The following is a 13,054-nucleotide window of genomic DNA, read 5'->3' as shown; positions in this document are numbered from 1 at the left end:
AACAAGGGCCATGCGGAACAAGGGGTCGCGCATCGGATGAACCTGAATATGAGGACATTGCAAAAGGCGGCGCAGAATCACGCCGAAGGGATACACCGCCACACTGCGGCAATCTGCCACGTTCGGAGGCGATGGACAAACCTCTGATGTCCTGTTCGCAGATACCTGCTGCATTCGCCCGGTTTGGCGCCCGGTTTCTGGCACGGGGCGGCGCGTCTCAGGTGCTGGAAGGTCCGGCCTATGACCGCCACGTCATCATCCGCTTTCCCGATCTGGCCTCGGCGCAGGCCTGCTACCTGTCCGACGACTATCAGCGCGCCCGCCAAAGGCGCGAGGGCGCGGCCGTGGTGTCGGTGACCATCGTCGACGGCCTGCCCGAGGGGTAGCTGCCTGCGTCCGTCACCGGGACGACAACCCGGTTGCCTCTCTGCCCGAGGCACGCACCGTTTCGCCAAGATCAACCTGGGGTTCGAGGTCGATCCGGGCGAAACGGTAAGGGTGCTGAGCGCGGGTCAGGGGGCGATTGATCTCTGGGTTTCGACAAGATGGAGTGGGCACGCCCGGTGGCAACCCGATACGGCAAGACCAGAAAAGTCTCATCGGCATGGCGTCAATCCGCCCGTGCCGACGTCATCTATCAACCGGACCCTGCCGGTTGCCGCGATCAAAATCTGCATCGGCGCGCAGACCGAACTGGGTGATCAGCGAGGTTCCTGCGGCGCCAAGGGAACGCGCAATGACGCCAAGTGTTCCTTGTTTCACCTCTGGTGCCACGATGCCTGACATGTCCAGCGCCTGCATATGCGCGAGGGTTTTCGCGACAAGCGACTGGCGAAGCGCATCAGGGATGGCGCCGTCGATCACGACTGCCTTGCTGTCGGTGACGGCAATGGCACTGATGGCCGCCTGCGCGATACCAAAGGCTGCGCGATCAATCCACGGCTGGACATGATCGCACAGTGAGGCCCAGCCCTCGGGATCATCCTCGACGCAGGGGGGCGCAATCCCGGCGGCTTGCAGGGACTGTTTCAGAGCCGCCAGCGATGCGACGCGGATCAACTGGACCGTTCCGGCATCGGGGCACTGCACCAGCATTGACCCAAGCGCGCCGCCATGCCCGGTCGGGCCGATCCGCAGACGCCCGTTCTGGACCACGCCGCCGCCAATGAATGTCCCGATGTAGAAATAGACGAAATCCACCGGAAGGGACGCGGTGCCGAACATCATTTCGGCGGCACATGCGGCCGTGGCGTCATTGACAAGGCTGATGCTCAGACCCTCATCGGCCAGCGCAGCGCGCAGGTCGATTGCCTGCCATGCGCGGTGATGGGCCTGCTCGGCCGGTTCCTCGGCCTGCCAGTCCCAAAGCTGGAACGGCATGGCGATGCCCAACCCGATCAGCTTGGCGGCGTGCAGGCCCAGATCGGCGCGGGTCCGGCCCAGTTGTCGCCGCAGCCAGGTCAGGACGATGGCCGGGTCCGGTGCGTCATATTCCAGGCTGCTCTGGGCGCGGACGCCCCCGCAGAAATCGGCCAGCAGATAGTCGACACTGCGTCTGCCGATCTTGACCCCTGCGACAAAGGCACCTTCGGGCGCCAGTGCCAGCGGCACCATCGGCTGTCCGATCCGGCCACGCAGGGGTTCCAGGCGACGCAGCAGACCTTGTTTCTCCAGCGCCCGGGTCGTGACCGACACCGTCTGTGGTGACAGATCCGCCAGCCGGGCCAGCTCGGATTTGGCCAGCGCGCCGTGCCGCCGGATCAGGCTCAGCAGCAGACGGTCCAGTTCGCTGCGGTCGGTCAGATTGCCCGGCCCGGCCACAGCGACCGACGGGATAGCGATCCGGGGTAAGGATGACTGGTTCATGGCGTCGGGTCCCGTGCGGTGCGGAGGCAAGGCATTGCTTGCGAATAACAGATCAGGTGTCAGGGTCTTAGCAGAAAGCGGACGGCCTGGCTGCAAGCGGTGCGTCCGGGGCTGCCTCAGATTAAATCAATAAAGTTGATTTAATATTTGACGCGACATTTCAACTGCGGCTATTCAGAGCAGGGTGACAGCAAATCGCGCAGTCAGAGGGAGAGAGCAGTGGCCGAAGTGACCATTCAGAACGTCAAGAAGGCTTATGGGAGCACGCAGGTGATCCACGGCATCGACGTGAAGATCGCAGACGGGGCCTTCGTCGTGCTGGTCGGCCCGTCAGGCTGTGGCAAGTCGACGCTGCTGCGCATTATCGCGGGGCTGGAGGATGTGACCGAGGGCGCCATCCTGATCGGTGGGCAAGAGGTCAATGACATGGCCCCCAAGGATCGCGACATCGCCATGGTGTTCCAGAACTATGGCCTCTATCCGCATATGACGGTCGCGCAGAACATGGGATTTGCGCTGAAACTGTCCAAAGTCTCCAAGGATGAGATCGCGCAGCGCGTGGCGCGGGCCGCCGACATCCTGAACCTCGACGTGTTGCTGGACCGCTATCCGCGGCAGCTGTCGGGCGGTCAGCGTCAGCGGGTCGCCATGGGCCGCGCCATCGTGCGCAATCCGCAGGTGTTCCTGTTCGATGAACCGCTGTCGAACCTCGATGCGAAACTGCGCGTGCAGATGCGGGCCGAGATCAAGCAGCTGCACCAACGGCTTAAGGTCACGACGGTCTATGTCACCCATGACCAGATCGAGGCGATGACCATGGCCGATCTGATCGTGGTCATGCATGACGGGGTGGTGAAACAGGCCGGCGCGCCGCTGGAACTGTATGACACGCCCGCCAACCTGTTCGTGGCAGGCTTCATCGGCTCTCCGTCGATGAATTTCTTCGAGGCGACGGCAACGAACGGCATGCTGCATCTGGCCGATGGCCAGATCACCGCGCCCCCCGCCGGTGTGGCGCTGTCCGAGGGGCAGGCCGTCCTGCTGGGCATCCGCCCCGAGGATCTGACCATCGCCGAGACCGGGCTGGAGGCCACCATCGACGTGGTCGAGCCGACCGGGGCCGAAATCCACGTCAACGCCACGCTTGGCGGCAAGCCGATGACGGCGGTGTTCCGCGAACGCCACGACCTTGCGCCGGGCCAGACCATCCGCATGGCCGCGCGCGCGGGGCGGCTGCATCTGTTCGACCCCAAGACGGAAATGCGCCTGAACTGACCGGCGTACACCCGCATCTGACGACAATAGGGAGGATACCATGAGCTTTACGATTCCGGCCCGCGCCCCGCTTGGCGCTCTGGCCTTCACGATGGCGCTTGGCTCGGTGGCCACGGCGCAGGACATCACCATCCGTTGGGCCCTGCATCCGGGCGCCGAGGCGGATGCGGTCGTGAACTATTTCGCGCCCAAATACGAGGAAGAGACCGGCATCAGGGTGATCGGTGAAATCCTTCCCCCCAACCAGCTGCGCGACCAGATGTCGATCGAGGCGATCGGCGGCACCGGCCGGTGGGATCTGGGCTATCACAGCCCCGGCTGGTTCGGCACCTTCCAGAACCATGTTGTCGATCTGACGCCGTGGATCGAGGAACACGGCTTTGACATCAACGCCTATCCGCAACTGGTCATCGACAGCCACATGAAATCGGATGCGCGTCCGGGCGAGATCATCGCCCTGCCGACGACGCCCGCCGCGCCGATGATGATCGCCCGCCGCGACTGGCTGGAAAACGCGGATGAAAAGGCGGCCTTCGCCGAGGAGTATGGCCGCGAGTTGACCATGCCCGCGACCTATGCCGAATGGCGCGAGGTGGCCGAATTCTTCACCCGCGACCGGGGCGAGACGCTGGCCGGTGAAACGCTGGAACGGGCGGTCTATGGCTGGGCCGATGCGCTTGGCGCGGGCGCGGGCATCACCCGCAGCTTTATCGTCGTGCTGTATTCCGCAGGCTTGCGTGGCTTTGACGAGAATTTCCAGACCGATCTGGACAACCCGATGCTGGTCGAGGCCGCGAATTACTTCGTCGATCTGGCCCGGAACACCGCCCCGCGCGAGGCGCAGAACTGGGGCTTTCTCGAAGGGCTGGAAATGTTCCGCGATGGCGGTCTGGCCACCGCCGTCATGTGGCCGCAGGGTCTGGGCACCGTCGAGGACGAGGCCGGGCAGGCCGCGGGCAACGTCATGTATGCGCCCCTGCCGGTCTGGGAAGGCAATCTGGCCGGATACGAGCAGGGCGCGCCCTTCCTTGGCGGCGGCGGTGTGTTCGTCTTTGATACGCCCAATGCCGAAGAGGCGTTCAAATTCCTGAAATGGATGCTGCAGGACAACGAGATCGAATGGGGCAAGCAGTCCGAGCAGTTCTCGACCACCGGCCATTTTGCCAGCGAAGAGCTGAAGGCCCAGCAGCCCTATTACGCCGATTTCCTGCCCGCCTACGAGCAGGTTCTGGATGAGGTCTTCATCCGTCAGGGCATCCCGGAATACGGCTCGGCCATGTGGAACGGCACAACCGAGTTCATCACCGACGTGTTTTCGGGCGATCTGACGGCTGAACAGGCGCAGACCCGGTGGGTGAATGCCATGACGCAGGCGTTTCAGGCCGCAGGCTACATCCAGTAACCAACCGCCGCCCCCGCGCATCACTCGCGGGGGCAACCCATCGCCGGAGGAGGGCCGATGTCCAGCAGACGCGCACAGTTCACACGAGGCTGGTGGTTCATTCTGCCCGGCCTGATCCTGATGATCCTGATCGTCGGAACGCCCCTGGTGCTGGGGCTGCGATACAGCCTGCACCGGGTGTTTCTGTATGATTTCACCAACCAGACCTTTATCGGGTTGCAGAACTACGTCGCGGCCTTTCAGGATCCGCTGTTCATCAACGCCCTGAAGATCACCGGCATCTTCACCGTGGGCTGCGTGCTGGTCTCGGTCACCTTCGGCATTCTGATCGCGTTCCTGCTGAACGCCCGTCAGGTCAAGCTGCGGCCGATGTGGATGGCGCTGTTCCTGATCCCCTTCGTGATGACGCCGGTGGTGGGCGGCATCGCGTGGCGGTTCTTCATCTGGCAGCAGGAATTCGGTGTGGTGAACCAGATCTCGGGGTTCTTCGGCGGCGGCGCGCCCTATTGGCTGCTGGACCGCGAAACCGCGCTGCTGGCCACGATCATCACCAATTCGTGGCACCTGATCCCGCTGGCGATCCTTGTGTTCTACGCTGCCCTGACCACCATCCCCGACGAGCTGCACGAAGCGGGCCGGATCGACGGCGCAGGCCCGTTGCAGGCGCTGTGGTATATCGTGCTGCCGATGCTGCGCCCGCATATCCTGTTCGTGTCGATCATCCTGATCACCTCGGCTTTCCGGGAATTCGACATGATCTGGGCGCTGACCGGGGGCGGGCCGGGGCGATCAACCTCGGTTCTCAGCATCTTTGCCTATAACCGGGGGATCGCCAATCAGGACATGGGCATGGCCAATACCATTGCGTTTTCCATGTTCATCATCATGGCGGTCGTCGCCTGGATCTACATCACGCTTTACCGCAGCACCATGAAGGACAAGGCATGAGCAGGACCAACGCAAGCGCCCGCCTCAGAAAGCGCAGCACGACATGGCTGATCCACGCGGCCCTTGGCTTCTGGCTGATCGTGTCGCTGCTGCCGCCGGTCATGTTGCTGGCCGCGTCGTTCAACCGAACGGCGCTGTTCCGCAGCCCGCTGGACCTGCTGATGATGCGGGATTTCACCTTCGACAATTTCGTGCAGGCCTTCACGCGCGGTGATTTCTGGTTCTTCTTCACGAACTCGGTCATCATCTCGGTTTCGGCCGTGGTCATCACGCTGGTAGTGTGCACGCCCTTGGCCTACGGGCTGACTAAAATCTCGGGGCGGGCGCGCTCGGCGGTGTCGTTCGGCGTGCTGGCAATGCGGTTCATCCCCTATGTCGTTCTGGCGCTGCCGCTGTTCCTGATTTTCGTCAATCTTGGCCTGTCCGGATCGCGCATCGGGCTGTTGCTGGCGCATCTCACCATCCACATTCCCTTTGCGACATGGATGCTGGTCGGATTTTTCGATACCGTCCCGCAGGAGCTGGAAGAGGCGGGCATTGTCGACGGGTGCAGCCCGTGGAACCTGTTCTGGAACGTGACGCTGCCGGTGGTGCGGTCGGGCGTGATCGCGCTGGCGATCCTGGTCTTCATCATGTCGTGGAACGAATACCTGTTCGCGCTGTTCCTGGCGGGCAACGACGCCCAGCCCCTGACGGTCGGGATCACGCGCTTTCTTGGCGGGGCCGAAGCGGGGGCCGAATACGGCGTCATCGCGGCCTATGCGATCCTCGTGATCTCTCCGGTCATCGTCTTTGCGTTGGCAGCCAACCGCTATATCGTCAGCGGCATGACAGCTGGCGCTGTGAAAGGGTAAGACCGGCCAGCCGGCCCTGATATATGACGGGCCGGCTGGCAGGGAAAAGGAACAGGAGAACATGGCCGGGATGTGGAAATCGGTCTGAGGTGTCCTGAGCACGGCGAATTTTGCCATCAATCAGGTCATCCCCGCCTTGCAGAAAAGCGACCGGCGGGTCGTTGGCGGCATTTCCTGACACGATGGCGACCGCGCGGCTGCGGTGGCACAAACCCTCGGGATCGCCCGATCTTCTGGCCGACCCGGAAATTGACATCATCCATAGCCCGCTGCCCAACCATCTGCATGTGCCCTTTCCCCGCTGAGTTCAGACCACGCGCAGGATCTCGGCGGTGCCGCGGGCCGGGAAGCGGTTCATCAATGCGATGCGGATCTGGATTTCAGCGGTTTGGCGAACTGGGTCTCTTGCGCAGATGCGCTCTCCGAAGGCCTTCAGGCAGCGCATCTCGACCTCGATGAGGCTTCGGACATGGTATCGGGTCCAGCGCATCCGGAGCGTTCTGCCGGACGTGCCGGGTGGCGCGCAGGGTTTCGCTTCTGACGACCGCGGCCGGGGAATCCTCCTTCCACGGCCGCGGGTGCTTGCGGATCGGGTGACCTGCCACTGAACTTTGCTCCAGCCGGAACCGGAGCCCTGTGGGCCGTCACTGTGGCAACCGCGGCGCGCGACGCGGCCGTTCGTGATACAGCCATTTCATGCGCAGCAGCGGATCGCTCATGTTGCGGATCCAGCCGACCAGAAACGTGATGCTGAGGCCGACCAGAAAGATCGTTGCGCCGGGCACATAGATCGTCCAGGGCGCCGTGGTGATGTATTGCCGCCCCTGCGCCACCATCAGGCCCCAGGACGTTTCCGGCGCCTGCACGCCCAGCCCAAGGAAGCTGAGCGTGGATTCGGCCAGAATGACGCGCGCCACCTCCAATGTGGCGATGACTGCCATGGGCGAGATGATATTGGGCAGGATATTGGTCACGACCACGCGCAGACCCGATGCGCCCTGCATCTTGCTGAAGTCGATGAAGGGCGCATTGCCGATATCCAGCACCAGGCTGCGGCTGATCCGGGCGTAAAGCGGCCAGCGCACCAGCGCCAGCACGATGATGACATTGGTGACACCCGGCCCCAGGGTAAACAGCACGATCATTGCCAGCAACAGGAACGGAACCGACATCTGCAGATCGACGATCCGCATCAGGATGCCTTCGGTCCGGCCACGGGCATAGCCCGCCCAGAGCCCGATGATCGTCCCGAACAGCCCCGAAACCAGCACGCTGAGCAGGCCCACCGAAAGAGAGACCTGACCCGCATACATCACGCGCGACAGGACATCGCGGCCCAGATTGTCGGTGCCCAGCAGATGAAATCCGCTGCCGGGTGCCACGCTGAACGGGGCGACATGGCGGGCCGCGATATTGATTGCACTTGGGTCATAGGGGGCCAGCCACTGGGCAAAGGCCGACCCCGATGCGACGATCACGATGAACATCAGGGCCAGAAAGCTGGGTGTGTCGCGGAACAGGGCGCGCTGCATCAGGGCAAGCCGGTTCCGGGCGGGGCGGGGCTGAGAAATATCGGTCATGTCACGAATACCGTATTCTGGGGTTGAGCCATGTATATGACAGGTCGGACAACAGGTTCAGTGTCGCGATCATGATGGCGATCACGAAGACCGTCGCCTCCAGCAGGAACAGATCGCGCATCGCAATGGCGTTGACGATCAGCATGCCCATGCCCGGCCAGGCAAACACGGTCTCGACCACCATCGTGCCGGTCAGCAGGTCCGACAGCTCGTCTGCCGCCATCGTCGTGATGGTGATGGCCGCGTTCTTGCCCGCATGCATGAAGACCCGCCATTCGGGCATGCCCTTGGCGCGGGCCATGACGATATAGGTCTTGCCCAGTTCCTCGATCATCGCGCTGCGCACGAATTGCGACAGCCGGCCAATGCCGCGAAAGGCGATCGTGGCCGCCGGCAACAGCACGCTGAGCGGATGATCCATGCCGCCCGTGGGCAAAAGGCCAAGCTGGACGCTGACCAAGCCGATCAAAATCAGACCCAGCCAGAATTCCACCATCGAGACGCCGCAGAGGCTGATGAAGGAAATCACCCGGTCGGTCCGGCTGCCCGGCCGCATCGCCGCCAGACAGCCCAGCAGCACCGCGATGGGCACGACCATCAGCATGGTGACGCCCGCCAGGATCAGCGTGTTGGGCAACCGCTCCAGCACGATGGACAGCGAGTCCGTGCCCTGCCACATCGAGTTGCCGAAATCCAGCTGGACCGCCCGCATCACGAATTCGCCGAACTGCACGCTGATCGGCTGGTCGAACCCAAAGCGCACCGCAATGTCCATCCGGGCCTGCTCGCTGGCCCCCGGAGGCGCCATCGCATCGACCGGATCACCGATGACCCGGGCGCCGAAAAACACCAGTGTCATCAGCACCGCGATCATTGCGACGGATTGTCCGGCCCTTCTGAGTGTATAGCGCATGTCTTATCCTTTCCTGGATCGCGCCTGCGGGTCAGCTGTCATGGTGGTGGCAGGCGACCATGCCCTGCCCGTCCTGCCGGGGCGTCAGCAACGGCGCCTGGCTGCGGCAGAGATCAGTCGCCTTCCAGCAACGTGGATTGAACCTGCATCCCTGCGGCGGACGGGCCGGGTCGGGCGGCTCGCCCTGCAGCAGAATGCGCGGGGCGTTCGGGTCGGCCTGCTCCAGACCTTTGGGCACCGCCGAAATCAGCGCCTGCGTGTATGGATGCGAGGAGTTGTCGAAGACCGGGCCGACCGGGCCGGATTCCACGACGCGCCCCAGATACATGACAAAGACCTTCTGCGCGATAAAGCGCACGACTGACAGATCGTGGGACACGAACACCGATGCGACGCCCGTGCGCTCACGGATCTCGCACAGCAGGTTCAGGATCTGCGCCTGCACCGACACATCCAGTGCGGCGACCGGCTCATCGAACAGCATCACTTTTGGCTCGACCGCCAGCGCCCGCGCGATTGCGATGCGCTGGCGTTGCCCGCCCGAAAATTGCGAGGGATAGGCGTCGCGCCGCACCGGATCGAGGCCGACCATGCTCATCAGTTCGCACAACCGGTCATCGGACAGCTTCTTGCCGAAATGGATACGATAAGGTTCGCCGATGATGTCGCTGACCCGCTTTCGCGGATTGAGCGAGGCGGTCGGGTCCTGAAAGATCATCTGCACATGGCGGCGATAGTCATTGCGCGCAGCCTTCGGCATGTCCCGCACCTCGACGCCCTCAAAGCGCACATGCCCGTCCGAGACATCCTCGACCGAGACCATGCAGCGCAGCAGCGTGGATTTTCCGCAGCCCGATTCACCGACCACGGCGACCGTCTCGCCCCGTTCGATCTGCAAAGTGACGCCGTCGACCGCCCGCATCCCGTAACCCGCCGCACGCATCCAGCCCGCTGCGACCCGGCCATATTCACGCACGACATCCTCGACAGCCAGAATCGGCGGCAGGGTCTGGGTCTGTTCCTCGGCCAAGGTCATGACGCAACCCTTTCAATCTCAAGCTGACCGGCGAAATGGCAGCGGCTGAGATGCCCTTGCGCCACGCGGGTCTCACCTGGAACCGCGCGGCTGCACAGATCGGTGGCCATCGCGCATCTGGGTTGAAAGGCGCAGCCGTCGGGCAGGGCCGTCAGCCGGGGTGGCAGCCCCGGAATGGTGCTGAGCGCGCCCTGATTGCCATGCAGCGTCGGGCGCGATGAGATCAGGCCCCGCGTATAGGGATGCGCGGGGTTCAGATAGACCTGATCGACCGTGCCCGTCTCGACGATCCGCCCCGCATACATGACCGCGATCCGGTCGCAATATTGCGCGACCAGATCAAGGTCGTGGCTGACCAGCACCAGCGACATGCCATCTTCCTGCTGGATCTGCTTGATCAGTTCGATCACCTGCGCCTGAACGGTCACATCCAGCGCAGTCGTCGGCTCATCCGCGAACAGCAGCCGGGGGCGCAGCGCGATCGCAATGGCGATCATGGCGCGCTGACGCATCCCGCCCGAATACTGGTGCGGGTATTCATCCACCCGCCGTTCGGGTGCAGGGATGCCCACTCGGCGCAGGCTTTCCACCGCCTTTTCGCGCGCCTCACGCCGCGACAGGCCCTGATGGACGCGAAACATCTCGGCAATCTGATAGCCCACGGTAAAGCCGGGGTTCAGCGCCGTCAGCGCGTCCTGAAACACCAGCGAGAATGTCCGCCCGCACAGCCTGCGCCGTTGCGCAGACGTCATATCCTTGAGCGACCTGTCCCCCCATGTCATCTGCCCGGCGGTCACCCGCCCCGGCGGGCAGTCGATGATGCCCATGATCGCCTCGGATGTGACGGATTTTCCCGACCCCGATTCTCCGACCAGCGCCAGCGTCTCTCCGGGTGCCACGTCCAGATCCACGCCATTTACGGCGAAGATCCTTCCCTGATCGGAATCGAACGAAACGTGCAGATCGCGGACTTTGAGGCTGACCCCCGCCTCGGGGGGCGCATTCTGTGCGACGATGTTCATGTCCGCCCCCTACCTGGCTTTCAGATCTTTGAGCAGCAGCTGCATGTCGCTGCGCGGCGTCCAGTCCAGCCTGTCGGACACGCCATGAAAGATCGACGTATGCGCGATGGGCAGGAACATCAGATGCTCGGGGTCGCTGTACATCCGGGCGGCAATTTCCGCGAAGGCGGTGTGACGTTCATCGCCGGTCAGCGCCGATGCCGTCTCGAATTCGGCGTCGCGTTCGGGGTTGCACCCGGTCGAGGCCTGCCCCGCGCAATGGTGGTTCGAGGCATAGGTGCGGGCGAAGTCGAATTCGGCGTTGTTGTGGCGATGCAGGGCCAGCCAGCCGCGATCGGTCGCGACAGGCTTTTCCGAGGGCGGCAGGTCGAACAGCGACCGGAACTCCAGATCTTCCATTGCCCGGATGGCCACGTTCAGGCCAATCGCGGAATAAAGACCCTGAACCGCCTCCATGACTTCGGTATTGCCCGAGAACGACCCCGACCGCATCGAGATGAACAGCGGGAAGTCGTCAATCGGAACGCCGTCGGCGCGGGCCTCTTCGACCAGGGTGATGGCGCGTTCGATGTCAAAGGGCATGGGTTCGATGTCGGGATAGCCGGTGACGCCGGGGATGATCATGGCGGCGGCCGGGGTCGCGTCACCGATCAGAACCCGGCTGATGGTCGGGCGGTCCAGCGCCAGCGACATGGCCTCGCGGATGCGCGGGTCTTTCATCACCTCGTGCTCGACATCCATGCGCACATAGACGGTTTCGGGCGTCGGCCCCGAGATGCAGTTGTCGCCCAGATTCGCGCGGCATTCATCCGGCGTCAGATCCCATGCGAAATCGACCTCGCCTGCGCGCATGGCCGCGATTCGGCTGGAAGAGTCTGGGCGGATCAGAAATGTCGCAGTCTCAAAATCCGGCTGCGCGATCCCCTCGACGTCAAAGCCCCACCAGTCTTCGTTTACACGTAGCGTATAGGACGTGCCGCGGTTCCAGCTGTCGATGAGGTAGGGGCCGGTTCCCACGGCCTTGTTTTCATAATTGTCGAGACCGCTTTCCAGATGCGCTTTTGAGGTGATGCCGATCCCGAAGGCCCGCGAGGGATAGATCGGATCGGGCGTTCCGGTATGGATGTGCAGGGTGTACTGATCGACCGCCTCGGCGCGATACTCCCGGTTGGGCAGGAAGCCCGCGACCGTATAGGCATTGGCGGTGTCATAGATCCAGTTGATGCCATGGGCCGCCGCGTCGGCATCAAATGGCGTGCCATCGTGGAACGTGACGCCCTCGCGCAGCTTGAATTCCCAGATTGTCGGCTCGATCCGCTCCCACGAGAGGGCAAGGCTGGGGACGATCTCGTTGGTTTCGGGATCGCGGTCGACCAGCGCCTCGTGGATATTGCGCAGCACGACACCTTCCTTGGCGGCATATCCCCAATGCGCGCCCATCGAGGGCGATTCCGCGCCGATGGCGATGCGGACCTCGCCGGTCGGCTGTGCGATGGCTGGCTGTGCCACGGCAATAGCTGCCGCACACCATAATGTCATGGTTTTCATCAATCTCTCCTCCTCTACAGATGCCCGACCTCTCCCTGATCGGACGGTGGCGCAGTCATTCGAAGGTCGGGCGCGGCGGGCCGTGGCTGTCGTCCGCCGGTGAACGCCCCTTTGTGCTCGCATGCAGACTGAGGCCGGGTTCAGTTCTGAACATGAGTATTTCCGGTCGCGGACTGTCTGACGTCCGGCGCGTGGCCGCATTGATACGAGTGGCTCTGCAAAACTAACATACTAGCGGATTAGATGTCGGTCAATATGCTATCTGGTCATAAGCAGTAATATCGACCCCATTATTAGTCAATACTGGTAATTTTAGTTACGGACCCGGTGCACTTCTTATTGGGCCGCCAACCCTATCTGACTGACTTCAAACGCCTGCCGGCCGCCCACCGCTGCCCAGAGACCGGCTGGACAATCTGCGCACGCTGCGGCTTATGGAGCAGGTCTATCGCACCGCCGGTGTCCCGGTCTGACCTCGTGAAAGGAGCGCCGCGTGTCTGACCCCCAGCCCCCGTCTCTGGCCGATCAGGTCTATGACCGGCTGCTGACGCAGATCACCGAAGAGCAGTACCCCCTGCACAGCCGCCTGCCGCCCGAACAGGCGCTGGCG

12 protein-coding genes and 1 pseudogene are annotated in these 13,054 nt (G+C 63.2%); 6 read left to right on the top strand and 7 right to left on the bottom strand.

Going from position 1 to position 13,054, the window contains the following annotated elements; translation table 11 throughout:
- The first annotated feature begins 131 nt into the window (after positions 1-131).
- Entirely contained in the window at positions 132-386 is a 255-nt protein-coding gene (locus ACK41U_RS17775; protein WP_409683134.1) for a DUF1330 domain-containing protein, read from the top strand.
- Between the two features lie 244 nt (positions 387-630).
- Here the strand turns inward: ACK41U_RS17775 and ACK41U_RS17770 are convergent, their stop codons facing one another.
- Positions 631-1,866 (bottom strand): ROK family protein, encoded by a 1,236-nt coding sequence (locus tag ACK41U_RS17770; protein WP_409683131.1) that lies wholly within the window; start codon positions 1,864-1,866, stop codon positions 631-633.
- A 219-nt stretch (positions 1,867-2,085) separates the two neighbouring features.
- On the opposite strand from ACK41U_RS17770, the gene ACK41U_RS17765 reads away from it, so the two are divergent.
- The 5 genes from ACK41U_RS17765 to ACK41U_RS17745 all read left to right on the top strand — a co-directional run bounded on the left by ACK41U_RS17765 (position 2,086) and on the right by ACK41U_RS17745 (position 6,650).
- Positions 2,086-3,141, top strand: a complete 1,056-nt coding sequence (locus ACK41U_RS17765) for an ABC transporter ATP-binding protein (protein ID WP_409683129.1) — start codon at positions 2,086-2,088, stop codon at positions 3,139-3,141.
- A 40-nt stretch (positions 3,142-3,181) separates the two neighbouring features.
- The gene (locus tag ACK41U_RS17760) at positions 3,182-4,543 is read left to right on the top strand and encodes an ABC transporter substrate-binding protein (protein ID WP_409683126.1); all 1,362 of its coding nucleotides are present in this window, start codon (positions 3,182-3,184) and stop codon (positions 4,541-4,543) included.
- 57 nt (positions 4,544-4,600) lie between these two features.
- Entirely contained in the window at positions 4,601-5,491 is an 891-nt protein-coding gene (locus tag ACK41U_RS17755) for a carbohydrate ABC transporter permease (protein ID WP_409683124.1), read from the top strand.
- A complete protein-coding gene (locus tag ACK41U_RS17750) occupies positions 5,488-6,345 on the top strand; it encodes a carbohydrate ABC transporter permease (protein WP_409683121.1) in 858 nt (285 codons plus the stop codon). The genes ACK41U_RS17755 and ACK41U_RS17750 overlap by 4 nt, the downstream gene beginning before the upstream one ends.
- 161 nt (positions 6,346-6,506) lie before the next feature.
- A complete protein-coding gene (locus ACK41U_RS17745) occupies positions 6,507-6,650 on the top strand; it encodes a hypothetical protein (protein WP_409683118.1) in 144 nt (47 codons plus the stop codon).
- A gap of 2 nt (positions 6,651-6,652) precedes the next feature.
- Here ACK41U_RS17745 and ACK41U_RS17740 read toward each other — a convergent pair.
- The 6 genes and pseudogenes from ACK41U_RS17740 to ACK41U_RS17715 form a co-directional block, all read right to left on the bottom strand.
- A pseudogene (locus ACK41U_RS17740) lies at positions 6,653-6,938 on the bottom strand (IS5/IS1182 family transposase); the annotation flags it as partial.
- A 51-nt stretch (positions 6,939-6,989) separates the two neighbouring features.
- A complete protein-coding gene (locus ACK41U_RS17735; protein WP_409683115.1) occupies positions 6,990-7,925 on the bottom strand; it encodes an ABC transporter permease in 936 nt (311 codons plus the stop codon).
- A 1-nt stretch (position 7,926) separates the two neighbouring features.
- A complete protein-coding gene (locus tag ACK41U_RS17730) occupies positions 7,927-8,838 on the bottom strand; it encodes an ABC transporter permease (protein WP_409683112.1) in 912 nt (303 codons plus the stop codon).
- A 31-nt stretch (positions 8,839-8,869) separates the two neighbouring features.
- Positions 8,870-9,874: an ABC transporter ATP-binding protein gene (locus tag ACK41U_RS17725; protein ID WP_409683109.1), complete on the bottom strand. Its 1,005-nt coding sequence runs from the start codon at positions 9,872-9,874 to the stop codon at positions 8,870-8,872.
- On the bottom strand, positions 9,871-10,896 hold the full coding sequence (locus ACK41U_RS17720) for an ABC transporter ATP-binding protein (RefSeq protein WP_409683106.1): 1,026 nt from the start codon (positions 10,894-10,896) through the stop codon (positions 9,871-9,873). Before ACK41U_RS17720 ends, ACK41U_RS17725 begins: the two co-directional genes overlap by 4 nt.
- A 9-nt stretch (positions 10,897-10,905) precedes the next feature.
- Positions 10,906-12,444, bottom strand: a complete 1,539-nt coding sequence (locus ACK41U_RS17715) for an ABC transporter substrate-binding protein (RefSeq protein WP_409683103.1) — start codon at positions 12,442-12,444, stop codon at positions 10,906-10,908.
- Positions 12,445-13,054 lie beyond the last annotated feature (610 nt).

The organism is Paracoccus sp. (in: a-proteobacteria), assembly GCF_046289755.1.
GTDB lineage: Bacteria > Pseudomonadota > Alphaproteobacteria > Rhodobacterales > Rhodobacteraceae > Paracoccus.
The sequence above is the reverse complement of the archived record's forward strand: the minus strand, read 5'-3'. Positions and strand labels throughout refer to the sequence as shown.